Annotated in this window: 22 protein-coding genes; 6 read left to right on the top strand and 16 right to left on the bottom strand. The window is 70.7% G+C overall.

Annotation, left to right across the window (positions count from 1 at the left end; genetic code table 11):
* The first annotated feature begins 31 nt into the window (after nucleotides 1-31).
* Nucleotides 32-982 (top strand): anti-sigma factor RsbA family regulatory protein, encoded by a 951-nt coding sequence (locus tag MBA17_RS14675; RefSeq protein WP_238496990.1) that lies wholly within the window; start codon nucleotides 32-34, stop codon nucleotides 980-982.
* Nucleotides 983-1,124: 142 nt separating this feature from the next.
* Here the strand turns inward: MBA17_RS14675 and MBA17_RS14670 are convergent, their stop codons facing one another.
* Nucleotides 1,125-1,724, bottom strand: a complete 600-nt coding sequence (locus MBA17_RS14670) for a sigma-70 family RNA polymerase sigma factor (RefSeq protein ID WP_274385406.1) — start codon at nucleotides 1,722-1,724, stop codon at nucleotides 1,125-1,127.
* Nucleotides 1,725-2,001: 277 nt separating this feature from the next.
* Here MBA17_RS14670 and cds1 point away from each other — a divergent pair, with 277 nt between their 5' ends.
* Together cds1 and MBA17_RS14660 are read left to right on the top strand one after the other, a co-directional pair.
* Nucleotides 2,002-3,075 (top strand): L-cysteine desulfhydrase Cds1, encoded by a 1,074-nt coding sequence (gene cds1 / locus MBA17_RS14665; protein WP_238496989.1) that lies wholly within the window; start codon nucleotides 2,002-2,004, stop codon nucleotides 3,073-3,075.
* A 605-nt stretch (nucleotides 3,076-3,680) separates the two neighbouring features.
* On the top strand, nucleotides 3,681-5,627 hold the full coding sequence (locus MBA17_RS14660) for an ABC-F family ATP-binding cassette domain-containing protein (RefSeq protein ID WP_238496988.1): 1,947 nt from the start codon (nucleotides 3,681-3,683) through the stop codon (nucleotides 5,625-5,627).
* 261 nt (nucleotides 5,628-5,888) lie between these two features.
* Here MBA17_RS14660 and MBA17_RS14655 read toward each other — a convergent pair whose 3' ends face one another.
* On the bottom strand, nucleotides 5,889-6,890 hold the full coding sequence (locus MBA17_RS14655) for an ABC transporter substrate-binding protein (RefSeq protein ID WP_238496987.1): 1,002 nt from the start codon (nucleotides 6,888-6,890) through the stop codon (nucleotides 5,889-5,891).
* Between the two features lie 102 nt (nucleotides 6,891-6,992).
* Here MBA17_RS14655 and MBA17_RS14650 point away from each other — a divergent pair, with 102 nt between their 5' ends.
* Genes MBA17_RS14650 through MBA17_RS14640 form a run of 3 tightly spaced genes read left to right on the top strand, consistent with a single transcriptional unit; the run spans nucleotide 6,993 to nucleotide 9,897 of the window.
* Entirely contained in the window at nucleotides 6,993-8,039 is a 1,047-nt protein-coding gene (locus tag MBA17_RS14650; protein WP_238496986.1) for a FecCD family ABC transporter permease, read from the top strand.
* Nucleotides 8,036-9,103, top strand: coding sequence for a FecCD family ABC transporter permease (locus MBA17_RS14645; RefSeq protein WP_238496985.1), 1,068 nt, complete (start codon nucleotides 8,036-8,038; stop codon nucleotides 9,101-9,103). Before MBA17_RS14650 ends, MBA17_RS14645 begins: the two co-directional genes overlap by 4 nt.
* The gene (locus tag MBA17_RS14640) at nucleotides 9,100-9,897 is read left to right on the top strand and encodes an ABC transporter ATP-binding protein (protein ID WP_238496984.1); all 798 of its coding nucleotides are present in this window, start codon (nucleotides 9,100-9,102) and stop codon (nucleotides 9,895-9,897) included. The genes MBA17_RS14645 and MBA17_RS14640 overlap by 4 nt, the downstream gene beginning before the upstream one ends.
* A 40-nt stretch (nucleotides 9,898-9,937) precedes the next feature.
* Here MBA17_RS14640 and MBA17_RS14635 read toward each other — a convergent pair whose 3' ends face one another.
* The 14 genes from MBA17_RS14635 to MBA17_RS14570 form a co-directional block, all read right to left on the bottom strand.
* A complete protein-coding gene (locus MBA17_RS14635) occupies nucleotides 9,938-10,258 on the bottom strand; it encodes an ArsR/SmtB family transcription factor (RefSeq protein ID WP_238496983.1) in 321 nt (106 codons plus the stop codon).
* A gap of 187 nt (nucleotides 10,259-10,445) precedes the next feature.
* Entirely contained in the window at nucleotides 10,446-11,399 is a 954-nt protein-coding gene (locus tag MBA17_RS14630; protein WP_238496982.1) for a serine hydrolase, read from the bottom strand.
* Between the two features lie 128 nt (nucleotides 11,400-11,527).
* The gene (ftsY, locus tag MBA17_RS14625; protein ID WP_238496981.1) at nucleotides 11,528-12,700 is read right to left on the bottom strand and encodes a signal recognition particle-docking protein FtsY; all 1,173 of its coding nucleotides are present in this window, start codon (nucleotides 12,698-12,700) and stop codon (nucleotides 11,528-11,530) included.
* A gap of 50 nt (nucleotides 12,701-12,750) precedes the next feature.
* Nucleotides 12,751-16,425: a chromosome segregation protein SMC gene (smc, locus tag MBA17_RS14620; RefSeq protein ID WP_238496980.1), complete on the bottom strand. Its 3,675-nt coding sequence runs from the start codon at nucleotides 16,423-16,425 to the stop codon at nucleotides 12,751-12,753.
* A gap of 171 nt (nucleotides 16,426-16,596) precedes the next feature.
* Nucleotides 16,597-16,791 carry a hypothetical protein gene (locus tag MBA17_RS14615; RefSeq protein ID WP_238496979.1) on the bottom strand — a complete coding sequence of 65 codons (195 nt, stop codon included), beginning with the start codon at nucleotides 16,789-16,791 and terminating at the stop codon, nucleotides 16,597-16,599.
* Between the two features lie 189 nt (nucleotides 16,792-16,980).
* A complete protein-coding gene (locus MBA17_RS14610; RefSeq protein WP_238496978.1) occupies nucleotides 16,981-17,259 on the bottom strand; it encodes an acylphosphatase in 279 nt (92 codons plus the stop codon).
* The gene (mutM, locus tag MBA17_RS14605) at nucleotides 17,256-18,119 is read right to left on the bottom strand and encodes a bifunctional DNA-formamidopyrimidine glycosylase/DNA-(apurinic or apyrimidinic site) lyase (protein WP_238496977.1); all 864 of its coding nucleotides are present in this window, start codon (nucleotides 18,117-18,119) and stop codon (nucleotides 17,256-17,258) included. The genes MBA17_RS14610 and mutM overlap by 4 nt, the downstream gene beginning before the upstream one ends.
* 3 nt (nucleotides 18,120-18,122) lie before the next feature.
* Nucleotides 18,123-18,860 carry a ribonuclease III gene (gene rnc, locus MBA17_RS14600; protein WP_238496976.1) on the bottom strand — a complete coding sequence of 246 codons (738 nt, stop codon included), beginning with the start codon at nucleotides 18,858-18,860 and terminating at the stop codon, nucleotides 18,123-18,125.
* A gap of 232 nt (nucleotides 18,861-19,092) precedes the next feature.
* Nucleotides 19,093-19,272 carry a 50S ribosomal protein L32 gene (rpmF, locus tag MBA17_RS14595; protein ID WP_238496975.1) on the bottom strand — a complete coding sequence of 60 codons (180 nt, stop codon included), beginning with the start codon at nucleotides 19,270-19,272 and terminating at the stop codon, nucleotides 19,093-19,095.
* 1 nt (nucleotide 19,273) lies between these two features.
* Nucleotides 19,274-19,828 (bottom strand): YceD family protein, encoded by a 555-nt coding sequence (locus MBA17_RS14590; RefSeq protein WP_238496974.1) that lies wholly within the window; start codon nucleotides 19,826-19,828, stop codon nucleotides 19,274-19,276.
* 71 nt (nucleotides 19,829-19,899) lie between these two features.
* Nucleotides 19,900-20,376 carry a pantetheine-phosphate adenylyltransferase gene (gene coaD, locus MBA17_RS14585; RefSeq protein WP_238496973.1) on the bottom strand — a complete coding sequence of 159 codons (477 nt, stop codon included), beginning with the start codon at nucleotides 20,374-20,376 and terminating at the stop codon, nucleotides 19,900-19,902.
* A gap of 16 nt (nucleotides 20,377-20,392) precedes the next feature.
* Entirely contained in the window at nucleotides 20,393-20,959 is a 567-nt protein-coding gene (gene rsmD, locus MBA17_RS14580; protein ID WP_238496972.1) for a 16S rRNA (guanine(966)-N(2))-methyltransferase RsmD, read from the bottom strand.
* Nucleotides 20,960-21,288: 329 nt separating this feature from the next.
* Nucleotides 21,289-23,463, bottom strand: coding sequence for an ATP-dependent DNA helicase RecG (recG, locus tag MBA17_RS14575; protein WP_455432765.1), 2,175 nt, complete (start codon nucleotides 23,461-23,463; stop codon nucleotides 21,289-21,291).
* A gap of 33 nt (nucleotides 23,464-23,496) precedes the next feature.
* Nucleotides 23,497-25,311: a DAK2 domain-containing protein gene (locus tag MBA17_RS14570; RefSeq protein WP_238496970.1), complete on the bottom strand. Its 1,815-nt coding sequence runs from the start codon at nucleotides 25,309-25,311 to the stop codon at nucleotides 23,497-23,499.
* Nucleotides 25,312-25,443: the final 132 nt, after the last annotated feature.

The following is a 25,443-nucleotide window of genomic DNA, read 5'->3' as shown; positions in this document are numbered from 1 at the left end:
AGCAGGGCGACCACTTGTTACGTTCATGCCCGTGCAGCCCGAGCGGGCAGATGCGAACTCCGGGCCGTTCGCGCACATCGCTGCGCCGTACGGCTCCGATGAGGGTTTCCTCCAGACGGTCCTGCCGGCGATCGAGGAGGCCCTCAAGGCCGGCCATGACATCCTCGTGGTCACCGGCCAGCACCGGCTCGACCTGATCACCGGGGTGCTCGGCGACGACGCGAACCGGGTCGACAAACGCCTGAGCTCGACCTGGTACACCCATCCGGCCCGGACCCTGACCGCCTACCACGAGTACGCGGAGCCATGGGCCAAGCGGCAGACGTTGCTGATCGGCGAGCCCGTGTGGAACGGCCGCGGCGAGCGCGACACCCGCGAGTGGATCCGTTACGAGTCGGCGATCAACGTGGCGTTCGCCGGCGCGCCGATCACCCTGCTGTGCCTCTACAACCAGGAGACCACCCCCGACCACGTGCTCGACGAGGCGTCACGCACCCATCCGCTGTGTCTCGACGTCGGGGGTGTACGGCCCAGCCCCGCCTACGTGCCGCCGGTCCGGTTCGCGCTGAAGGGCGACGACCGGCCCTTCGGGGCCGCCCCGGACTCCTCGTGGCGGACGGGGTTCACCGCGAGTGACCTGACCCGGGTGCGGCAACTCGTCGAGGACCACGCGATCCGGGCGGGGCTCGACCGCGACACGACGGGTTCCCTGGTGCTGAGCGTCTCGGAGATCGCGGCCAACGCGGTGGAGCACGGCTCGGGCCACGGCACGGTCACCGTCTGGACCGCCGGCGGCGAACTCATCTGCGAGGTGGCCGACCCCGCCGGGCGGCTCGACCAGCCGCACCCCGGCTATCTGCCCCCCAAGCCCGCGTCCGCGCGGGGCTACGGGTTGTGGATCAGCCGCCAGCTGTGCGACCTGGTGGAGACGCGCGCCGCGGACGGGGGCCTGCGGGTCAGGCTGCACATGTATCTGCCGTGACGGCGCGCCGCACCTGACCTGCTGGTGGAAACGCGCGCCGCGGACGGAGGCCTGCGGGTCAGGCTGCACATGTATCTGCCGTGACGGCGCGCCATACCTGACCTGCTGGTGGAAACGCGCGCCGCGGACGGGGGCCTGCGGGTCAGGCGGCCTGGAACTGTCCTCCGGGCAGGCGGACCGCCCCTACCTCGTGGGCGTAGTCCTTGAGCATGTCGCGGAGCTGCCGACGGCCACGGTGCAACCGGGACATGACAGTCCCGATCGGCGTGCCCATCCGCTCAGCGATCTCCTTGTAGGCGAACCCCTCGACGTCGGCCAGGTAGACGGCCTCGCGGAAGTCGCCGGGCAGGGACCGCAACGCGTTCATCACGACGCTGTCGGGCAGGTGCTCCAGCGCCTCGGTCTCCGCGGACTTCAGCCCGGTGGACATGTGCGACTCGGCGGCGGCGAGCTGCCAGTCCTCGATGTCCTCGGCGGCCGACAACTTCGGCGACCGCTGTTTCTTGCGGTAGTCGTTGATGAAGTTGTTCGTCAGGATGCGGTGCAGCCACGCCTTGAGGTTGGTGCCCTCACGGAACTGGTGGTACGAGGTGTACGCCTTGGCCACCGTCTCCTGGACGAGGTCCTCGGCGTCGGCCGAATTGCGGGTTAGACGCATCGCCGATGCGTAGAGCTGCGCCGTCACCGGCACAACATCGCTCTCGAACCACGCCTGTCTCTGCTCCTCGGTCATCGAGATCATCTCAATCCCCCCTCGCGTTCTTCCCCCCGATACCCCGTCCAGCCACACACATGACAAACCTTTGATCCATAGGGTGGCGTACACATCATCACATCGGCCCCATAAGGACCCTGTTAAGAGGTTTCACCTGGTCAGGGGATTCGTGACTCGCCGTGCCTGTGGCGGTCGTCGTCACGCCTTTGGTCGGACAAGTCTCATTATCGTAACACTCTTTACTCGATTGGCCGAAAACTGTGGCTAGCATCACATATGCCCAGGTAGAGCTACCGTAGACCCCATGGAGCAAGTGGATCGGCACGACGTCAGAGCCCGCCACTGGGTGGCTGAAGCCATCCGTCAGGTGGAGGCCGATGCTCATCGCAGCTGTGACACCCACCTTCACGTCTTCCCGCTGCCCGCCCACTGGGGTGTAAACCTCTACCTCAAAGACGAGTCGGTGCACCCAACCGGTTCACTGAAACACCGACTCGCTCGATCTCTCTTCCTGTACGGCCTGGCCAACGGCTGGATCGGCCCGAACACCACCATCGTCGAGGCGTCCAGCGGCTCCACCGCCGTCAGCGAGGCCTACTTCGCCCGCCTCATCGGCCTGCCGTTCATCGCCGTGATGCCCGAGTCGACCTCGCCGGAGAAGATCTCCCTGATCGAGTTCTACGGCGGCAAGTGTCACCTGGTCACCGACCCCCGCACGATCTACGCCGAATCCATCCGCCTCGCCACCGAGTCCGGCGGCCACTTCATGGACCAGTTCACCTACGCCGAACGGGCCACGGACTGGCGCGGCAACAACAACATCGCCGAGAGCATCTTCCACCAGCTGGCCATGGAACCCCACCCCGAGCCCACCTGGATCGTCGTCGGCGCCGGAACCGGCGGCACCTCCTCCACCATCGGCCGCTACATCCGCTACCGCCGCTACGCCACCCGCCTGGCCGTGGTCGACCCCGAAGGCTCCGCCTTCTACCCCTCCTGGGTGACCGGCGACGCCTCGGTGACCGCCCCCGGCTCACGCATCGAAGGCATCGGCCGCCCCCGGGTGGAACCCTCCTTCCTGCCCTCGGTGATCGACCGCATGATCCAGGTGCCGGACGCCCTGTCCATCGCCGCGATGCGCTGGGTGCGGGAGGTGACCGGGCGCGACGTCGGCGGATCCACCGGGACCAACGTGGCCGCCGCGGTCCAACTCCTCGCCGAGATGCGCGCCGCCGGCGAGGAGGGCAGTGTGGTCACCCTCATCTGCGACGGCGGGGAACGGTATCGCGGGACCTACGACAACGACGCCTGGCTACGCGACCAGCGCCTCGACATCCACCCCCACCTCGCGAACCTCCGCGCCTTCCTCGCCTCCTGAAAAGCACGGCAGACCTCTCACACCCGCAGAAGTACGGCAGGCCAAGCCGGCGCCCCCCGCCGCAGGTGGCTGCGGTCCGTGAACCCACGCCACTCCAGCGCCCATGGCCGAGCGCCGCAACGACCCGCCCGCCGACCATCCCCTTCGGTCCAACCCCACCCCGCGCCTTCCCCACATCCTGAGAAGCACGGCAGGCCTCTCGCACCCGCAGAAGTACGGCAAGCCAAGCCGGCGCCCCCCACCGCAGGTGGCTGCGGTCCGTGAACCCACGCCACTCCAGCGCCCATGGCCGAGCGCCGCAACGACCCGCCCGCCGACCATCCCCTTCGGTTCAACCCCCCGTATGAACAGATCGTTGGCCCGACCAGCGCATGTTTGTTCAATCAAACGAGACGAGCCGTATCGTCTTGCCAAGCGGCCCGCCGTGCCGTACCGTCGGAGGCATGGGTTTCCTGTTTCTGTGATCGATTTTCGCTGATCGCCGTGTGCGTGACCGCGTAGAGCCTGGCTCCGCCGTCCGCGCCGCACCGCGCGTCGCCGTCCGCCGTCCAAGTGGGCCGTCGATGTGCGCGGACCACCTGCAACCCCCGGAACGGGAGAGACCCATGCGTGCCCCACAACCAACCCAGATCGCGCTCAGCGAGGTCACCAAACGTTATGACGAGCGTGTCGTGCTCGACCGGATCTCGTTCACCGTCAAACCCGGCGAACGGATCGGCGTCATCGGCGACAACGGCTCGGGCAAGTCCACCTTGCTCAAGATCATCGCTGGACGGGAGGACGCGGACGCCGGGGAGGTGACCGTGGTGGCGCCCGGCGGCGTCGGGTACCTGGCCCAGACGCTGGACCTGCCGCCTCGGGCCACGGTCGGCGACGCCGTCGATCTCGCGCTGGCCGAACTGCGCGACCTGGAGGCCCGGATGAGGCGGGCCGAGGCCGACCTGACCGAGGAGACGTTCGACGCGTACAGCGACCTGATCGCCCGCTTCGAGGCGCGCGGCGGCTACCAGGCCGACGCCCGGGTGGACATCGCGTTGCACGGGCTCGGCCTGCCCGGTCTCGACCGGCGGCGACCGCTCGGCACCCTGTCCGGCGGCGAACGTTCCCGGCTGGCCCTGGCGGCCACCCTCGCCTCCGCCCCCGAACTGCTGCTGCTCGACGAGCCGACCAACGACCTGGACGACCAGGCCGTGAGCTGGCTGGAGCAGCACCTGCGCGGCCACCGGGGCACGGTGATCGCCATCACCCACGACCGCGTGTTCCTCGAACGCATCACCGCGACGATCCTGGAGACCGAGGCCGGAGCCGTCACCAGATACGGCGACGGCTACGACGGCTACCTCGCCGCCAAGGCCGCCGCCCGCCGCCGGCGGCTCCAGGAGTACGAGGACTGGCGCACCGAACTGGCCCGCAACCACTCCCTCGTGGAGTCCAACGCCGTACGGCTGGCCGCCATCCCGAGGAAGTCGTCGCTGGCCATCTTCGGCTCTGCCGCCTTCCGGGCCCGCTCACGGGGGCACGGCGCGATGGGCCGGATCCGCAACGCGAAGAGCCGCCTGGCGGAACTGACCGGTAACCCGGTGGCACCCCCGCCCACCCCCCTGCGCTTCACCGCGACCATCACCTCGGCCACCGGAAACCCGGCGAACCTCACCACCGATGACCCCGCACCGACCACCCCCACCCCCTTCACGACCGCGGACACCACCGCCACCCCACACACAGACACCGCCACCTCAACGACCCCAGCGACCCCCACCGCCACCCCACACACAGACACCGCCACCTCAACGACCCCAGCGACCCCCACCGCCACCCCACACACAGACACCGCCGCCCCAAGGACCCCGGCGACCCCCGCCTCCGGAGACCACGCGCGAGCCGTCTCCACCATCGGGAACGCCGCGAAGATCGCCTCTGTCGCCATCGGGGACCGCGTGCCCAGGACCGCCGCAGGACCGGCGGCACCGCTGGCCGAGCTGGCCGGTGTGCGGGTCGGGGACCGTCTCGACGTGCCCGGCCTGCGCATCCGTCCCGGGGAACGGTTGCTGGTCACCGGGCCCAACGGCGCGGGCAAGAGCACGCTCATCCGCGTCCTGGCCGGTGAGCTGCGGCCGGACGCCGGTCAGGTACGCCTGGCAGGCCGGGTCGGGCACCTGCGGCAGGAGGAGACGCCCTGGCGTCCCGGCCTGACCGTGCTGGACGCGTTCGCCGCGGGACGACCGGGAGACGCCGCCGAGCACGCCGGGACGCTGCTCTCCCTCGGCTTGTTCCGCCGCGCCGACCTGCGGCTGCGGATCGGCGAACTGTCCTACGGCCAGCGGCGCAGAATCGAGCTGGCCCGCCTGGTGACCGAGCCGGTGGATCTCGTGCTGCTCGACGAGCCCACCAACCACCTGTCCCCCGCACTCGTCGAAGAACTGGAGGCCGCCCTGACGACCTACCAGGGCGCCCTGGTGGTCGTCACCCACGACCGCCGGATGCGCTCCCGTTTCACCGGCTCGCACCTGACACTCCACGAGGGGCGGGTGACCGAACTCCAGGCCGCCTGACCCCGCCCTACTTCTTGGAGACCATGAACTCGTGGCCGTCCGGATCGGTCGCCTTGATGTAGGTGCGTCCTCTCCGCCTCGACGGCCAACGTTCCGACACACGAGCCCGTTCAAGCGTGAAACCAGCGGACACGGCCCACGGGCGGGGTGACGGCGCTCAGCCACGCGCGCTGGAGTGCCACCGGCCCACGGACCCCTGGCCGCCTACGGCGGGCGGGGCCGAGGGGGCTTGCCGTACTTCTTCGAACGACCGCCGCCCGGTCAGCCGGTCTTGATCGGGTCCACTTCGAAGGTGGTCGCGAGGTCGTCGAGGATGGCGTGGGCGCCGAGCAGGCCGACCGCGCTCATCCAGGTGAGGTCGTTCACCTCGTGCTTCTCGCCCTTGAGCTTGCCCCAGAGCGGGTTGCCCTCGAACTTCTTCTTGGTGTCCGGCACCGAGGGGTCGGGATACGTGGCGACGAAGATGTGGTCGGCGTCCAGTTGCGAGATGTTCTCCTGGCTGATGTTGACCGCGATCTCCTCGTCGCTGCTGGGCTGCGCCTCGGGCCGGGTGAACCCGACGTCCTTGAGCACCAGCCCGGAGTAGGAGTTCTCCACGTAGAGCCGGACCGTGGGCTCGCCGGCGAACCGGGCGACGGACACGGTCGGCAGTTCGCCGTCCTGCTTGGCCTTGATCGATTCACCGATCTTCGCGGCCCGGTCCTGATACGCCTTGATCTTGGTGTCGGCGAGGTCCTCCTTGCCGAGCGCCTGGCCGACGAGCCGGAGGTTCTCCTTCCAGATCGCGCCGGTGGTCTCGCTGAAGATGGTGGGGGCGATCTGGGAGAGCTTGTCGTAGAGGGCCTCGTGCCGGACCTTCGCCGAGACGATCAGGTCGGGCTTGAGGGCCAGGACCTGCTCCAGGCTGGGGGCCTCCAGCGTGCCGACGGGCTTGGCGTCCTTGCCGTGCTGCTGGAGGGACGCGCCGAGATAGTCGGGCAGCTTCTCGTCGATGGCGCGATACGTCGTGTAACCGACGACGTCGGTCTCCAGGGTGAGCACGGCGTCCACGAAGCTCTGGTCGAGGGCGACGACGCGCTTGGGCTGGGCGGGGATGGTGGTCTCGCCCATCACGTGCTTCACCGTTCGCGGGAACGCCGCGCCGGTCGCCGGGGAGGCGGTGTCAGCCGGGGTCGCCGTCTCCGAGGCCCCGCCGCACGCGGCGAGTCCTGCGGCCAGTACGGCTCCCGCCACCCCCACGGCCAGTGCGCGCAACGCTCTCATCAGTGATCCTCTCAAAGCAAAGGTAAGGCTAAGCTCATTTAGATTAGCGATACCTAACCTGGCATACTTCACTCGGGTTCTCGACGAACGAGGGGAGATCGGGTGAGCACCACCGCCTCAGTCACGGCGCCACCCGAGCGACTCCACGCGATCAGGCACCACCGGTTGCTGATCCTGGCCGGGCTGTTCGTCGCCCTCGCCGTCGCCATGCTGCTCAGTGTCACGATCGGCGCCAAGTCGGTGCCCCTCACGGACACCTGGCACGCGCTCACCGGGCCCACCGGCACCGAGAACGACATCGTCATCCTCTCGCTGCGCATCCCGAGGACCGCGATCGGCCTGCTGGCCGGGATCGCGCTCGGGGTGTCCGGCGCCCTCATGCAGGGCCACACCCGCAATCCGCTCGCCGACCCGGGCCTGCTCGGCGTCACCCAGGGCGCCGCCTTCGCCATGGTGCTCAGCATCATCGTGTTCGGCGTCTCCAGCCTGTACGTCTACATCTGGTTCGGCCTGGCGGGGGCGCTGGTCGCGAGCGTGGGCGTGTTCGCCCTCGGCATGGTGGGCGGCCGGGGCGGGCCCACCCCGGTCACCCTGGCCCTGGCCGGCGCCGCCGTCAGCGCCTTCCTCTACGCGCTGACCTCGGCGATCGTCCTCCTCGACGAGCAGGCCATGGACGTGTTCCGCTTCTGGCAGGCGGGCTCGATCGCGGTCAGGGGCTCGGCGGTGATCTGGCAGGTCCTGCCGTTCATCGCCGCCGGGCTGCTGCTCGCGCTGATCAACGCGCCCGGCCTGAACGCTCTCTCGCTGGGCGAGGACGTCGCCCGCGCGCTCGGCCAGAACATCGCGCTCACCCGCACCATCGGCGTCACCGCGATCACCCTGCTCACCGGCGCCTCGGTCGCGGCCTGCGGGGCCGTCGCCTTCATCGGCCTGGTGGTCCCCCATCTGGCCCGCCCGCTGTCCGGCCCCGACCACCGCTGGCTGCTGCCGTACTCAGGGTTGCTGGGAGCGGCCCTGCTGCTCTTCGGCGACGTGATCGGCCGGATCGTGGCCCGGCCCGGCGAGCTGGAGGTCGGTGTGGTGCTCGCGCTCATCGGCGCGCCGTTCTTCGTGGCCCTGGTCCGCCGCAGGAAGCCGGTCCGGCTGTGACGCTCACCAGGACCCACGACCGCCCGCTCCGGATCGGCGCCGCCTCCTGGCGGCTGCGTCCCCGCGGTCTCCTGGTCGCACTGCTCGGCCTGGCGGCCCTGGTCCTGCTGATGGCGCTGAACATGCGGATCGGCGACATCGCGATGGGCCTGGGCGACGTCCTGGCGGCGATCGTCGGCGACGGTCCCGACCACTTCGTCGTCATGGAGCTGCGGCTGCCGCGCGCGCTGACCGGGGCCCTGGTCGGCACCGCGCTCGGCCTGGCCGGCGCCATCACCCAGGCCATCGCGCGCAACCCGCTGGCCAGCCCCGACATCCTCGGCGTCACCACCGGCGCGAGCGTGACCGTGGTCGCGCTCATGGTCGCGACCGGCAGCATGTACGGCGGCGCGAGCGGGGCCCTGGCCGGCCTCGGCATCCCGGCGACGGCCCTGGTGGGCGGGCTGCTCGGCGCCCTGATCGTCTACGTCCTCTCCTGGCGCGGCGGGCTCGACGGCTACCGGCTCGTGCTCGTCGGGATCGGCGTGTCCGCGGTGTTCACCAACGTGAAGTACTGGCTGCTGACCGTCGGCGACGTCAACGACAGCACCCGGGCGATGACCTGGATCAGCGGCTCCCTCCACGGGCGCGGCTGGGAACACGTCACGCCGGTGGCGCTGGCGCTGGCCGTACTGGTACCGGCGGCCCTGTTCGGCACCCGTTCGCTCGGCGCGCTGCGGTTCGGTGACGAGACGGTCACCGGGCTCGGCGTCCGGATGAACCTGTCGAGGGGTCTGATGATCCTCGCGGCGGTGCTGCTGGCCGCGGTCGCCACCGCCTCGGCGGGGCCCATCGCGTTCGTCGCCCTGGCCGCGCCGCAGATCGCCCTACGGCTCGCCGGGGTGGCCCAGCCGCCGCTGGTCGTGTCCGCGATCGTCGGCGGCGTCCTCACCACCGCCGCCGACCTCCTCGCCAGGACCCTCTTCGCCCCCATCGAACTGCCGGTGGGCGTCGTCACCGCCGTCCTCGGCGCGCCGTACCTCATCTATCTGCTCATCCGCGCACGCAGGGAGACACGGACTTGAGACTGCAGGCTGCCGGCGTGAAGCTCGGCTATGGCGACCGGATCATCATCGACGGGCTCGACCTCGGGATCGAAGCCGGCACGGTGACCACGATCATCGGCCCGAACGGGTGCGGCAAGTCCACGCTACTGCGCGCACTCGGCCGGTTGCTGAAGCCCACCGGCGGCGAGGTGCTGCTGGACGGCAAGCGGATCGACCGGATGCCGACCCGAGAGGTCGCCAAGGTGCTCGGCGTGCTCCCCCAGGCGCCGACCGCCCCGGAAGGGCTCACCGTGGCCGACCTGGTGGCCAGGGGAAGGCACCCGCACCAGACGTGGTACCGGCAGTGGTCCGCGGGCGACGAGACGGCGGTCGCCGAGGCGTTGTCCATGACGGGCCTGCTCGACCTGGCCGACCGCCCTCTCGACGAACTGTCGGGCGGGCAGCGGCAGCGCGCGTGGATCTCCATGGCCCTGGCCCAGGGCACCGACCTGCTGCTGCTCGACGAACCGACGACCTTCCTCGACCTCGCCCACCAGGTCGAGGTGCTGGAACTGATCCGCAGCCTGCACCTCGACGCGCAGCGCACCATCGTCATGGTGCTGCACGACCTCAACCTCGCCGCCCGCTACGCCGACCGCCTGGTCGCCATGCGCGACGGCCGGGTGGTGGCCGCCGGCGAACCGCACGAGGTGCTCACCGAGGACCTGCTCAGAGAGATCTTCGACCTCGACGCCAAGGTCATCCAGGACCCGGTCGCCGCCACCCCCCTCGTCGTCCCCATCGGCACCCACCACCGCCTCCCCGCCCTCTGAAGCAACGGCTCGGGCATATGTCCGGGTTCGGCAGTTCGCCTCAGCCAGGAAGATCGCGGGGATTCGCCGGAGCACTGGAGCGCTCGACCACGTCTGTCGCGGCGGCGGCCAGGGCCAGCACGGGGAAGATCGCGTGTGGCGGCACCCGGTAGACCCCCCGCTCGGGCTGCTCGACCAGCCCGGCCGAGGCCAGTGTCTTGAGGTGGTGGTACAGCTGGCCGGGGGAGGCGAGGGCCAGTTCGGCCTGCAGGTCGGCGACCGGCTTGGGCCCGATGACCAGCAACTGCAGGATCTCGAAGCGCGCCGGATGCCCGGCGGCGGTCAGCACCGCTGCCAACGGCCCGGTCGGCTGCTGAAGCAACCAGTGAGGGCTGCGGGTTACCTTCCATTGCCACTCGTAGCCGCCGAGTCTGGCCTCGCCACCGTAAGTGACCAGGCCGGTGTCGTCGTCGACCGCCGGCGACTCGGGGGGGGTGAGCGCCGCCTCGAGGGCGGAGACCCGCGCCTCGAGGTCCTGGAGCCGGTCGTCGGCACTGGTCAGGATTGCCTCACTTCACTGCTGAGCGGACTCTCGCGAAGAAGGCGGAATCGGTCGCCATCCGCACGACGAACTGCTGATGAGCATAGCTGCGCAACCCGGAGTACCAGGTCGCCTCAGGCAGCCGCCGCAGTGCGAGGACGGTCTCGCGCGGCTTCTCACCTGGCCGGACGGTGTACATGGCCTCGCTGATGACGCCGGGCAACGCGCCGCCCTTGGTGCCGATGAGGAGCGTGTCGGGGTCGGCGCCGGGCTGGCGCATCGGCCACTCCAGGTGCTTGCTCGCCGTCTTGTCCTTCCGGAGTCCCGCGAGCACTCCGCGCAGTACGCCGGGTTCGACGCGGGACACGGTTGCGGACCAGGTGGCCTGCTGGGCGAAGCCGGGGAGCGTGAGCTGCACCTGCTTACCGGCCTTGACGTAGTTCTTCATACAGACGTCGGCGGACAGCGTGCAGCCGCCGAAGGCGCGGAGCATCTCGCCGTTGAAGGTACCGACGCGAGTCTGCGCGATCTTGCGCAGCACGCCGGGGCCGAGGCGGTCGCGCAGCAGTTCGGGGGCGGCGTTGTCACTCTCCTGGATCATGGCGGAGACGACCTGGTCGAGCGTGACGCTCGCACCGGGCTTGAGCCGTTTGAGCGCCGCTTCGTGGGCGCCACCATCGGTGCCGGGCAGGTGGTAGGCGTTCCACCGGGCCACGGAGACGCGTTCGCCCGGCTTGACCTTTCCCTTGCGGACGGCGTCGGCGTAGGCCGCGAGATGAATGATCTTGACCGCCGACGCCACGGGCGCGAGGCGATCGGCGTTGTGGCTGATGCCCTTGGTCACCAGCGCGACGTCGTCAGGGTGGGCCTGGATGTAGGCGAGTACGGCCTCAGCGTCCTTGAGGTCGGCTGGGGCGGCGACGGCACCGGCCATCGGGGCCGCCAGCGCTGTGGTCAGAAGCATGCCGAGGATGGATTGCATGCCTCAACTAAACCATAAATCCGAAATTTCGGAAAACTAAGTTTTTAAGCCCACGATCGGCAGACCGTACGGCTTGCCCGAGCGCGGGCCCGCACGGCCACTGGTGAGCACGTGCGGACTGCGCCTCGCTACTCGCCGAGAAGGGCGTCGACGAAGACCTCCGGGTCGAACGGGGCGAGGTCGTCGGGGCCCTCGCCGAGGCCGACGAGCTTCACCGGGACCCCCAGCTCACGCTGGACGGAGATGACGATGCCGCCCTTCGCGGTGCCGTCGAGCTTGGTCAGCGCGATGCCGGTGACGTTGACGACCTCGGCGAACACCTGGGCCTGGCGCATGCCGTTCTGCCCGGTGGTGGCGTCGAGGACGAGCAGGACCTCGTCGACGGTGGCCTTCTTCTCGATGACCCGCTTGACCTTGCCGAGCTCGTCCATCAGGCCGGTCTTGGTGTGCAGGCGGCCGGCGGTGTCGACGATGACCGTGTCGGCCTTGACCTCGATGCCCTTGGCCGTGGCGTCGAAGGCCACCGAGGCGGGGTCGCCCGCCTCGGGGCCGCGCACCACGTCGGCGCCCACCCGCTCGCCCCACGTCTGGAGCTGGTCGGCCGCGGCGGCACGGAAGGTGTCGGCCGCGCCGAGCACCACCTTCTTGCCGTCGCCGATGAGCGCGCGGGCGAGCTTGCCCGTGGTGGTGGTCTTGCCGGTGCCGTTGACGCCCACGACGAGCACGACCGCCGGACGCTCGCCGTGCGGGGAGGTGTGCAGGGTGCGGTCGAGATCGGCGCCGACCTGGGTGAGCAGTTCCTCACGGAGCATGGCCCGCACGTCGGCGGGGGTGCGGGTGCCCAGCACCTTGACCCGGGTGCGCAGGTCGTCGACCATCGCGCGGGTCGGCGCGACGCCGACGTCCGCGGTGATCAGGATCTCTTCGATCTCGTCCCACACGTCGTCGTCGAGCCGGTCGCGGGAGAGCAGTTCGAGCAGGCCCTTCCCCAGCGCGTTCTGTGAGCGGGCGAGACGGGCGCGCAACCGCACCATCCGCCCGGCCGAGGGCGGCGGGACCTCGATCTCCGGCTTGAGCACCGGCGGCGGGGCGATCACGGAAGGCGGCGGCACGGTGGTCGTCGCGGTGTCGCCCTCCTCCGCGGCGGGCGCCTTCCTCTCCTCCTCCGGGAGTGGGCGCACCTCCGGCGGCTCGACCGGGGGGGCGGCCTTGCCACCCGGCTTGAACAACAGAAAGAGGCCGCCCGCCGCAACCAGGGCGACGACGACCACGATCACGATGATGCCGAGGTAACCATCCACAAGATGTCAGTTTTCCAGACAGGTGGGAATGCTCCGACCCCGGCGCTCCGTCAGGCGGGTTCGCGTTCGCGAAGACGCTGACTGATGACCTGGGTCACACCGTCGCCGCGCATGGACACGCCGTACAACGCGTCAGCGATCTCCATGGTGCGTTTCTGGTGGGTGATGACGATGAGCTGGGAGCTCTGCCGCAGCTCCTCGAAGAGGCGGAGCAGCCGCTGCGTGTTGGTGTCGTCGAGGGCCGCCTCGACCTCGTCCATCACGTAGAACGGCGAAGGCCGGGCCTTGAAGATGGAGATCAGGAAGGCCACCGCGGTCAGCGAGCGCTCCCCGCCCGACAGCAGCGAGAGCCGCTTGACCTTCTTGCCCGGCGGCCGGGCCTCCACCTCCACCCCGGTGGTCAGCATGTCGGAGGGGTCGGTGAGCAGCAGGCGTCCCTCGCCACCGGGGAAGACCCGGTCGAAGATGGTCTCGAACTCGCGGGCCACGTCTTCGTAGGCGGCGGTGAAGACCTGCTCGACCCGGTCGTCGACCTCCTGGACCACGGTCAGCAGGTCACGCCTGGTCTTCTTGAGATCTTCGAGCTGGGAGGTGAGGAAGGCGTGCCGTTCCTCCAGCGCCGCGAACTCCTCAAGCGCCAGCGGGTTGACCTTGCCGAGCTGCGACATCTGCCGCTCGGCCGCCCTGGCCCGCTTCTGCTGCTCCTCCCTGACGTACGGCACGGGCTCGGGATCGGCCGGCACCGGTACGGCGGGGCCGTACTCGGTGACCAGGGCCTCGCCCTCCACGCCGTATTCCTCCAGGGCGCGCGCCTCCATCTGCTCCAGCCGCAGGCGCTGCTCGGTCCTGGCCACCTCGCTGCCGTGCACCCGGTTGACCAGCTTGTCCAGCTCGCCGGACAGCTCCCTGACCCGTAGCCGGGTCGCCTTCAGCTCGGTGTCGATCTCTCCCCTGGCCCGCTCGGCCTCGTCACGCTCGCCGGCGGCCATCGTGATCGACGACTCCAGTGCCCGCAGCGCCCGCTCCGTGCCCCTGACCACGGCCTGCGCCACGACGGCCTGCCGCCGCTGCCGCTCCCGCCTGGCCGCGGCGTCGGCGCGCTCCGCACGCTCGCGCTGGGCCGCGCGGAGCAGCCCGTCGGCGCGGCCGGCGATGCCCCTGACCCGCTCCTCGGCGGTGCGCACGGCGAGCCGGGTCTCCATCTCGGCCTGCCTGGCCACCTCGCACGTCGCGGCCAGCTCATCACGGATCTCGGTGGTCGGCTCGGCCTCGAACTCGCTGCCCGCCTCCGCCTCCGCCAGCCGTTCCTCCAGCTCGGCCAGCCCGGCCGCGTCGTGCTCGCGGGCCGCCTCGGCGGCGCGCACGCTCGCGGCCAGCCGGGCGCTCTCCTCGCGGGCCGCCTCCGCGGCGGCGGCGAGCTGGGCCAGCCGCTGCGCGGCGGCGGCGGCCTGCCTGTCGGAGTCACGCTGCCTGGCTCGGGCCTGGTCGAGCACCGCCTGCGCCGCGTTGACGCCGCTCTGGGCGGTGCTGACGCCGCTCTGCGCCTCGCCGACGCCCGCCTGCGCGGCCTCGACCGCGGCCTGAGCCGCCCGTTCGGCGTCGATCGCCTCGTCGAGCCCTTCGGCGGCCGTCTCGGCGGTGACGCGGGCGCGTTCCAGATCGGCGACCGCCTCGTCGAGCACGGCCCGGACCTGCAACGGGGAACCGCCGCCGCCCGAACCACCCCGCACCACGTGCTCGCCGACCAGGTCGCCGTCGCGGGTGACGGCCCGCAGCCCGGGGTGCGCCCGGACGAGTTCGCGCGCCGCCGGAAGATCATCGACCAGCACGACGTCGCCGAGCAGCCGCTGCAGCGCCCCGCTCAGATGGCCGGGCGCCGACACCAGGTCGACGGCCCATTCGCCGGCTTGCGGCCGGGCGGCGCCGTTCGCCGCGCCGCCCGCGACCACCAGGGTGGACTGCCCGCCGTCGCCGTCGCGCAGGAACGCGACAGCGGCCACGGCCTCCGCCAGCGACTCCACGGCCACCGCCTCGGCCGCCTGGCCGAGCGCCGCCGCGATCGCCGTCTCCGCGCCCTGCCGTACGGTCAGGAATGTGGCGAGTGGGCCGAGCACGCCCGCGAGGTCGGCGGAGAGGAGCGCCGCCGCGCCGTCCGCGCCCTGCGCGAGGCCGAGCTGGAGCGCCTCGCGGCGGGCTTCGAGCCCGGCGACCGCGCGCTGGGCCTGCTGGTCCGCGGTGCGGGCCGTACCGACGGCGGCCTTGGCCGCGGCGAGCGCGGACCGCGGGCCCTCGACCGCCCCTTTGGCCTGCTCCACGGCGGATTCAGCGGTCTCCACCGCGTCCCTGGCGGCCTCGACGCCGGCCAGGGCGAACTCCAGCTCCTCGGCCAGGGCGGGGTCGGCGGCGGGCTCGGCGTGCTGCTGGGCGTCGTGGTCGGCCCGCGCGCGCAGAGCCCGCTGATCCGCCTCGGCGACGGCGCCGGTGAGCCGGCCGATCTCCGCCTCGGCGGCGCTCGCCCGGCTGCGGACCGCGCCCACCTGCCCGCGCAGCCTGGCCAGTCCTTCACGTCTGTCGGCCGCCGCACGCGCCTCAGCGGCCAGCCGGCGCTCCTCCGCGGCCAGTGCCGCCTCGGTGGCCGCGCGCTCCGTCACGGCGCGCTCCAGCGCGTCCTGCGCGGTCTCCAGCTCCGCCGCCAGCTCGCTCTCCTGCTCGCCGATCTCGGCGGCCTCGCGCTCATAGTCTTCGGGATCGCGGCCGCGGCGGTCCACGGACGCGGCGTCGGCGGCGTGCCGGTGGCGCTCCGCCGCCAGCCCCGCCAGGCCCTGGAGACGGTCACGGAGGGAGGAGAGCCCGAAGAAGGTCTCCTGGGCCGCCCTGAGCCGCGGCTGGGCGTCGTTCTCCGCCGCCTCCAGCTCGCCCTCCCGGTGCTGGCCCTGCGACAGCTCGGACTCCACCTGGCTACGGCGGGCCTGGACGGCGGCCTCGTCGGCGGCCTCCCGCTCCAGGTTCTCGCGCAGTGTGATCATGTCGTCGGCGAGCAGGCGGAGCCGGGCGTCACGCAGGTCGGCCTGGATCACGGCGGCCTTCCTGGCGATCTCGGCCTGCCGTCCCAGCGGCTTGAGCTGGCGGCGCAGCTCGCCGGCCAGGTCCTGGACGCGGGTCAGGTTGGCCTGCATCGCGTCCAGCTTGCGCAGCGCCTTCTCCTTGCGCTTGCGGTGCTTGAGGACCCCGGCGGCCTCCTCGATGAAGGCCCTGCGCTCCTCCGGGCCCGCGTGCAGCACCGCGTCGAGCTGGCCCTGGCCGACGATGACGTGCATCTCGCGTCCGATGCCCGAGTCGGAGAGCAACTCCTGGATGTCGAGGAGGCGGCAGGTGTCGCCGTTGATGGCGTACTCGCTCTGGCCGGACCTGAACATCAGGCGGCTGATGGTGACCTCGGTGTAGTCGATCGGGAGGGCGCCGTCGGTGTTGTCGATGGTCAGCGTGACCTCGGCGCGGCCGAGCGGGGCCCGCGAGGAGGTGCCGGCGAAGATGACGTCTTCCATCTTGCCGCCGCGCAGCGACTTGGCGCTGTGCTCGCCCATCACCCAGGCGAGCGCGTCGACCACGTTGGACTTGCCCGAGCCGTTGGGGCCCACCACGCAGGTGATGCCCGGCTCGAAGCGGAGGGCGGTCGCGGAGGCGAACGACTTGAAGCCGCGCAGGGTGAGGGTTTTCAGATACACGGATCCGTCCGCCCCCTCCCGTGAGTGCCGCCCTCGCGGAAGACTACCGGTCCCGGCCGACGGACGCCCGCACCCTGGGAACACTCCGGAACACGGCAGTATGGGGAGAAATGACGAGGGACGCCTTTGTGGGGCGTCCCTGGGCAGGAATTGTATTGGTGCTCCGAACCTCTAGGTGAGGGCCGGCTCGCGATCCTGCAGGCGAGCGAACATCTCCTCTCGGGTCTGCGCCGAGAGGGCGTCGTTCTGTGCCTGAAGCCGGATGAGCTCTGCCTCCAAATCCCGGATGCGCTGCTGGAGGCGACGCATTTCCGAGACCATCCGAGGATCAGGACCGCCGACGTGGCCTAGTAGAGCCTTCGCCATGGTAAAGGGTCCTCCACGCTGAGTGACCAGACTGGTTCGCGCACTTCATGCCGCGGGAGGGGTGCGCGTGGTTCTTATCAAGAGTCGCACCAGTGGTGAGAGCGGTCAAGTTGAACGCTCCGTGTCGATGCACCAGTGGGCACTCCCGACATCTAAATATACCTTATTTGACTGGTTTAAGGGAAGTGCCTAGCGCTCCTCAAATCCCACCAATCCACCCCGAGCCTCGCTCCATCGTTCCCCGACCCCCTCGACGAGGCCCGGCGTGTCGCGGCTCTTGAGCAGCCCAAGGAGCATGTCGCAGGCGCTCCGCGGCCCCTCCGCCACCACCTCGACCCGCCCGTCATCGGTGTTCCTGGCCCATCCGACCAGCCCGAACTCCAGCGCCCGCGCCCTGGTCCACCAGCGGAACCCGACCCCCTGGACCCGCCCGCGCACCCAGGCCGTGAGACGGACCTGATCCGTCACGACCGGCTCCGCGGCCGGGGTTGACAACGGGGGCAACTATATGAAGAACGATTTATAAACGACTCTCTGATGACCGAAGTGCCACATTTCGGGCACGGCCGGTCACGCCGGCCGTACACGGAGAGTGCCCGGTCGAAGTAGCCGCTCTCACCGTTGACGTTGACGTACAGGCTGTCGAAGGACGTGCCGCCCTGCTCCAGCGCCTCGCTCATGACCTCGCGGACGGCCTTGACCAACTCGTCGATCTTCGGCCGGGTGAGCCGTCCGGTCGGCCTGGACCCGTGCAGTCCCGCCCGCCACAGCGCCTCGTCGGCGTAGATGTTGCCCACACCGCTGATCAGCGACTGGTCGAGCAGCGCCCGTTTGATCTCGGTCCGCTTCGCCCGCAGCCGCCGCGCGAAATCGTCCTGGTCGAAGGCCTCTTCCAGCGGATCGGGCGCGATGTGCGTGATCGGCGACGGCACCGTACGGCCCTGCCGCACGAGGTCGGTGACCAGCAGGTGACCGAACGTGCGCTGGTCGACGAACCGCAGGTCGCAGCCTTCGTCGGCGAAGGACAGCCGGACCCGCAGATGCTTCTCCAGCGGCGAGTCCCGCTTGACCACCAGAAGCTGCCCGCTCATGCCCAGATGGGCGAGCAGCGCGTCATGGCCGTCGGCCAGCGGAAGCCACAGATACTTGCCCCTGCGCTCGGCGGGACCGATCATCCGCCCCGCCAGCCGGGCGGAGAACTCCTCGGCGCCCGGCAGGTGACGGCGGATGGCACGGGGGTGCAACACCTCGGCCGACGCGATCGTACGGCCGGCGACCCAGCGTTCCAGGCCGCGCCGTACGACCTCGACCTCGGGGAGTTCGGGCATCGGCTAACCGGCCGACTGGCTCTGCGGCTCGCGCAGGCCCCTGATCCTGGTCCACGCGGCCTCGGCGGCCTGCTGCTCGGCTTCCTTCTTGCTGCGGCCGGAGCCCGAGCCGAAGTCCTCGCCGCCCACTCGCACCACGGCGATGAAGGACTTGGCGTGATCGGGGCCGCTCTCCTCGACGTGGTACTCGGGCACACCGAGCGTCTCCGCGGCGGTCAGCTCCTGCAGCGAGGTCTTCCAGTCGAGGCCCGCGCCGAGAGACGCGGAACGGGTGATCAGCGGGTCGAAGAGCACGTGCACGACCCTGAACGCCTCGTCCAGGCCCTTGTCGACGTAGACCGTGCCGATCAGCGCCTCCAGGGTGTCGGCGAGGATCGAGGACTTGTCACGTCCGCCGGTGCCCTCCTCGCCTCTGCCCAGGCGCATGAAGCGACCCAGGTCCAGCCCGCGTGCGACGTCGGCCAGGGCGCGCATGTTGACCACCGCGGCCCGCAGCTTGGCCAGTTGGCCCTCGGGCAGGTCGGGATGGTTTCGGTAGAGCGTGTCGGTGACGACCAGACCCAGCACCGAGTCGCCCAGGAACTCCAGGCGCTCGTTGGTGGGCAGTCCGCCGTTCTCGTACGCGTAGGAGCGGTGGGTCAGCGCCCTCTCCAGCAGCGCGGCCTCCAGCCGCACCGACAGGACCCTCTCCAGCTCGTCTCTGGCGACCTCGACGGCCACCGGCTTGGCACCTGCGCCCATGTCTCCTCCTCGGGCGATCCAACCGTTAAACCGCGCGACGTCTGCGCCGCGACGGATCGCGATGGCGTAGGGGGAGATGCCCGAAAACGTGGTGGGCGCCGGGAGGGGTCACACGACCCCGGCGTCCACCACGACCGCGGGCGCTATGCCACCGCTCGCGCCGCTGACGGCGAGGCCGACCGGAGGGCCCGTAACTGGCACCCGGCCGGCGTCCCGTCAGCTCATGGCGCGATCAGGCCGACGGCTCGATGACCTGACGGCGGTTGTACGTGCCGCAGTTCGAGCACGCCACGTGCGGACGCTTCGGCTGCCGGCACTGCGGGCAGCTCACGAGCGCGACCGCAGCGGCCTTCCACTGTGCGCGGCGGGAGCGAGTGTTGCTCCGCGACTTTTTCCGCTTTGGGACGGCCACGTCAGCCCTCCTGATCGTCGTTGATGTGTGGTTCCAGACCTTGCAACACAGCCCAGCGGGCGTCGATCTTCTCGTGCCGATGGTCAGGACCGGCCTCGGCCAGCCTGACCCCGCATTCCGTGCACAGCCCCGGGCAGTCTTCCCGACAGACGGGGCTGAGCGGCAGTGCGAGCACCGCCGCGTCACGGAACACCGGCTCGAGATCGAGCAGGTCACCGACGAGGAGCGAATCGTCCTCGGCGGCGTCTTCCGCGGAGTAGAAGAACAGCTCCTGGAACTCCACCTCGATTTCCGAGGTCAGAGGCTCCAGGCACCGGGCGCACTCCCCGCTGAGCGGGGCCCGCGCCGTACCCGTGACGAGCACGCCTTCCATCACCGCTTCGAGCCGCATGTCCAGCTCGACCTCGGCGTCCTTGGGGACGCCGATCATGTCGACACCGAGATTCTCCGTTGCCGGGAGAGTCGGAGTCATCCGTCGCATCGACCCCGGACGGCGGCCCAGATCATGGGTCGAAATCACCCAGGGCGCTCGGGGGTCGAGGCTGTGCAGAGTCATCCTGCTCTCATTAGGCATGGCGAATCACCGCCGTCGTGCAAGGGCCGGTTACAAAGAATACCAGCCGGTTGTCAGCCTCTGAGCCGCTCGACGAGCAGCTCGTGTACGAGGTCGGGAACCAGGCCGGAGACATCCCCACCGTATCGTGCGATCTCCTTGATCCGGCTCGACGACAGGAAGGAGTACTCCGGATTGGTCGACATGAACAGCGTCTCCACACTGGACATCCGATAGTTGAGCTGGGCCATCTGCAACTCGTAGTCGAAGTCGCTGACCGCCCGGAGACCCTTGACGATCGCGGGGATCTCCTGCTGCCTGCAGTAGTCGACGAGCAGGCCGTGGAACTTGTCCACCCGCACGTTCCCGTACTCCTTGGTCACGGCCTGGAGCGTCTCGATGCGCTCCTCCACCGTGAACAGGCTCTTCTTCTCCATGTTGATCAGAACGGCGACGACGACCTCGTCGTACAACCGCGATGATCGGCCGATGATGTCCAGGTGACCATTGGTGACAGGGTCGAAGGACCCCGGGCAGACGACACGGCGCAAGGCGACACCCCCAAATTTACGGGTTCCCGGCGGCGCGACCGTACCAAACGGTCGCTTCTCCGTAACGACGCACCCTCTCCTTTTCGTACCCCGAGGGCCATTCCAGATCCTGCCCACGCGTCTCGCGCTCTACCGCCACCAGCGCGTCAGCCGCCAGCCACCCGTGGTCCCGCAGCAGGTCAAGCACCGCGAGCACCCCCGTGTCCGCGTACGGCGGGTCCGCGAACACGAAGTCGTACGACCCCGCCTGCGGACCACGGGCGAGCACCCGCTCGACCCGGTCGGCCGCCAATTCGGCCCCGTCGAGCCCGAGCGCCTCGATGTTGGCCCTGATCGTCCTGGCCGCCCGCGCGTCCGACTCCACCAGCAGCGCGTGCTCCGCGCCCCTCGACAGCGCCTCCAGCCCCACGGCCCCGGACCCGGCGTAGAGATCCAGCACCCGCGCGCCGTCCAGCGACCCCAGCAGCGACCCCACCGACGAGAAGATCCCCTCGCGCGCCCGGTCACTGGTGGGCCGCGTCCCCCTCCCGGCCGGCACCGCGAGCCGCCGTCCCCCCGCACTCCCTGCGATCACCCGAGTCATGTCCCCAACCTAACCGCGCGCCCACGCTCTGCCACGCCGAACCAGGACGTAAGCCGAACCAGGACATGAGACGCCACACGACCGGGCACGCTCCGTCAAGAGTGACCAAGGACCGGCGACGAATGCGTAAGGGTCGTTTTCAAGGGGCCTCCTGATGCGCATGATGAACCTGCGGCCTTCAAGTGACCCAGGGGAAGGCCGACCGGCGTGATCGTGAGCCCTTCCGCACGCCGGTGCCCTCGGCACCTGACCCGGGGGTGGGCCCAGCCGGGGACGGCATTCGGGGGGAGGCCGTCCCCGCCGCTGGGCCCTGGGTCACTCTTCGGGGATCAGGTCTTCTCCAGATAGTCGGCCCGCTCGTCTTCGAGCATCTTCCCGATCTCCGCGCGCAGCCCCGGGTGACCGAGCAGCTCCGGATCGCCGTCGAGCAACTCCGCCGCCTCCTCGCGCGCGGTGACGATCACGTCCTCGTCGCGGAGCAGCTGCAGCATCCGCAGCGACGACCGCTTCCCCGACTGGGCCACGCCGAGCACGTCGCCCTCGCGCCGCTGTTCGAGATCGACCCGGGACAGCTCGAACCCGTCGAGCGTGGCGGCCACCGCCTCCAGCCGATCCCGCGCGGGCGTGCCGGCCGGAAAGTCGCTGACCAGCAGGCAGAGGCCGGGCAGTCCGCCACGGCCGACCCGGCCGCGCAACTGGTGGAGCTGGGAGACGCCGAACCGGTCGGCATCCATGATCACCATCACCGAGGCGTTGGCCACGTCGACGCCCACCTCGATGACCGTCGTCGCCACCAGCACGTCGATCTCCCCCTTGGTGAAGGCGCGCATCACCGCGTCCTTCTCCTCGGGGGCGAGCCGCCCGTGCAGCGTCTCCACCCGCAGCCCGTGCAGCGGCCCGTCGGCCAGCATCGGCGCCACCTCGGCCACCGCCAGCGGCGGCCGGCGCTCCTCCCCCGAGGCGGACTCGATGTCGCCCTCGTCGCCCTCCTGGTCGCCGATCCGGGGACACACGATGTAGGCCTGCCGGCCGAGCCCGATCTCCTCGCGCACCCGCTCCCAGGTGCGCTCCAGGTAGTGCGGCTTCTCCGCCGCCGGCACCACGTGCGTGGTGATCGGCGCGCGGCCCGAGGGAAGCTGCGTCAGGGTCGAGACCTCCAGGTCGCCGAACACGGTCATGGCGACCGTCCGCGGGATCGGGGTGGCCGTCATCACCAGCACGTGCGGACGCCCGCCACCGGCCTTCTCACGCAGCGCGTCACGCTGCTCCACGCCGAACCTGTGCTGCTCGTCGACCACGACCAGGCCGAGGTCGGCGAACTGGACCCGCTCCTGGAGCACCGCGTGGGTGCCGACCACGATGCCCGCCGCCCCCGAGGCCGCGTCGAGCAGGGCCGACCGCCTGGCCGCCGCGCCCATCGACCCGGTCAGCAGGGCCACCCCCGTGCCGCCGAACATGCCGCCGGCCGCGAGATCGCCCAGCATCGCGGTGATCGAACGATGGTGCTGCTGTGCGAGCACCTCGGTCGGCGCCAGCAGTACGGCCTGCCCGCCCGCGTCGACGACCTGGAGCATCGCCCGCAGCGCGACCACGGTCTTGCCCGCGCCGACCTCGCCCTGCAGCAGCCGGTGCATCGGATGGGCGGTCGCCAGGTCGGCGGCCACCTCCTCGCCCACCTCGCGCTGGCCCTCCGTCAACTCGAACGGCAACCGCCCGTCGAAGTCGCCCAGCAGCCCGTCGGCGCGGCGCGGCCGGGGCTGGGCCGGCCAGGCGGACGCGGCCAGCCGCCGCTGCAGCAGCACCGCCTGGAGCAGCAGCGCCTCGTCGAACTTCAGCCGCTTGCGCGCCCGGTTGACGTCGCCGAAGTCGCGCGGCCGGTGGATCGCGACCAGCGCCTCGCCCAGGCCGGGCAGCTTGTGCCTGGCCCGCAGCTCCGCCGGGAGCGGATCGCCGAGGTCGCCGAGGGTGTCGAGGATGAGGCCGACCGCCCTGCGGATCACCCACGACGTCAGGTCCTTGCCCGCCGGGTAGATCGGGACGGGTGCGGTGGCGAACTCCTCGGCGCTCGCCTCGCCCTCGTCGAACAGCTCGAAGTCGGGATGGGCCAGCTGCCAGCGCGGCTTGTCGCTCCTGCCGAACCTGCCGACCTTGCCGGCGAACATGCCCCGCCGTCCCGGCTTGAGCCGCGACTCGACCGCGTGCGACGCCTTGCCGAAGAACGACAGGTAGATGCGGTCGCGGCGGCCGTCGACGACCTCGACCTCCAGCCAGGTGCCCCCCTTGTTGCGCATGGGCTTGCGCATGGTCCTGGCCACCTCGCCCACCACGGTGACGTGCTCGTCGACCTCCAGGGAGTCGAGGTCGGTCAGCTCGCCGCGCTCGGCGTAGCGCCGTGGATAGTGCCGCAGCAGGTCTCCGACGGTGGACACGTCGAGCACACTGCCAAGGAGCTTGGCGGTCTTGGGATCGAGGGCCTTGGCCAGCGGCTCGTCGAAACTCGTCACGTCATCCATTTCTACCGTGGGCGGCCGACATAATCACTCCACGCCTATCAGCAACGGGTAGCCTCCCTGCCCGCCTTCGATGACGACCACGTCAAGATCTGGCCGCGCCGTGGTGAGATGTCCCCGTAAGGCATGCACGAGCGCGTCCTGCCCACCGGATCCTGACACGAGGGTCACCAGTTCGCTGCTCGCCGCGACCATCCGGTCCGCGACCTCGATCGCCGTCCCCGCCAGAGCCGTGCCGATCAGCGCCACATCACCGTCGACCACCCCGAGCACGTCACCCGGACGGCACAGGCCCGCACTCGTCATGGCCTCGCGGTCGGCGACCCACACGTGCCCGTGCCGGGTGTGACCCGCCGCGTCGGTCATCGCCACCACATCGTCGTCAAAACGTCTCAGCGGGTCGTGTACGGCCAGCGCGGCCAGTCCCTGCACCGACGCCTTGGTCGGCAGGACGCTCACCACCAGCCCGTGCTCCCGCGCCACCTCGGCCGCCGCGACCGCCACCTCCCTGACCGCCGCGTCGTTGGGCAGCACGACCACCTCCTCGCCCGCCTCCCTGATCGCGGCGATCACCTCGGCCAGCGACACGCTCGCCCCCGGCTCCCGCCGTACGACGACCGCTCCCGCCTGCTCGAACAGCCCCGCCAGCCCGCCGCCGGCCGCCACGGCCACCACCCCGCGCGCCGTACCCGCCCGGTGCGTGCGCTCACGCGCCACCAGATAGGTGACCTTGATCCGGTACGGCCTGCCCACCCGGAGGGCCGCCTCGATCGCGGCCCCCGCGTCGTCCACGTGGACGTGCACGTTCCAGAGCCCGTCACCGCCGACCACGACCAGCGAGTCCCCCAGCCCGTCGAGGTCCTCCCTGAGCCGGGCCACCGCCGCATCCCCGGCGTCCAGCAGATACATGACCTCGTACCCGAACCCCTCACCCCCGCCCGAGTCGCTCACCCCAGCGTGATCCGGGGCGCGCACCCCAGCACCATCCGGACCGCTCCCCCCTTCACGACCTGAGCCACGCACCCCGACGTGACCCGAGCCACGCGCCCCAGCACCATCCGGACCGCTCACCCCCTCACGACCCGGGGCGCGCACCCCAGCACCATCCGGACTGCCCACCCCCTCACGACCCGGGGCGCTCACTGCGGCACGATCCGGGCCGATCACCCCGGTGTGAGCGGGGTCGCCGAGTTGCTCGGTCGCGGTGGGGGCGGGGATGTCGAAGTGGCCGGTGTAGGAGTCGGTGACGACGGCGGCCAGGCTCTCCAGGATGATCGCCAGCCCGGCCCCGCCCGCGTCCACGACCCCGTTGCGGGCCAGCACGCCGAGTTGGCCGGGCGTGCGGCGAACCGCCCTGCCCGCCTCCCGCGCCGCCGTACGCGCCACCCCCGCCAGATCGGCCGTCAGATCGCGCACGGCGGCGGCCACGGCCGTCAGCACGCTCAGCACCGTGCCCTCCACGGGACGCGCCACCGCCTGCCTCGCCAGGTCCGCCGCGTTCACCAGCGCCCGCCGCAGATCGTCGCCGCCGCCCTCCGCGTCCCGCAGCACCTCGGCGAGCCCGCGTAGCGCCTGGCTGACGATCACGCCCGAGTTGCCCCGGGCACCGACCAGCGCGCCGTACGCCAGGGTCTGCCAGGTGATCTCGTTTCCGGCGTCGTCGGGCAGCGCCTCGATCGCCTCGGCCGCCGACAGCATCGTGAGATGGAGATTGGTCCCGGTATCGCCGTCCGGGACGGGGAACACGTTGAGCGCGTCGATCTCGGCCCTGGCCCTGCCGAGCGCCTCGGCGGACAACCGCGACCACCGTCGTACGGCGGGCGGGTCGAGTACCTGCAGCATGTGGAGTGCCCTCCGTCGCCGATGCGCTACGGTTGTGCGGAGGAGATTACCCCTCGTTCGTCCGATCAGGCAGCTCACGTTGCCATGTACCGGTGGACATCGGATATCCTCGTGTGGCTGGCCGGTTGTCCC

This window comes from Dolomitihabitans soli, assembly GCF_022213955.1.
In the GTDB taxonomy this organism is placed as follows: Bacteria; Actinomycetota; Actinomycetes; order Streptosporangiales; family Streptosporangiaceae; genus Streptosporangium_A; species Streptosporangium_A soli.
The sequence above is the reverse complement of the archived record's forward strand: the minus strand, read 5'-3'. Positions and strand labels throughout refer to the sequence as shown.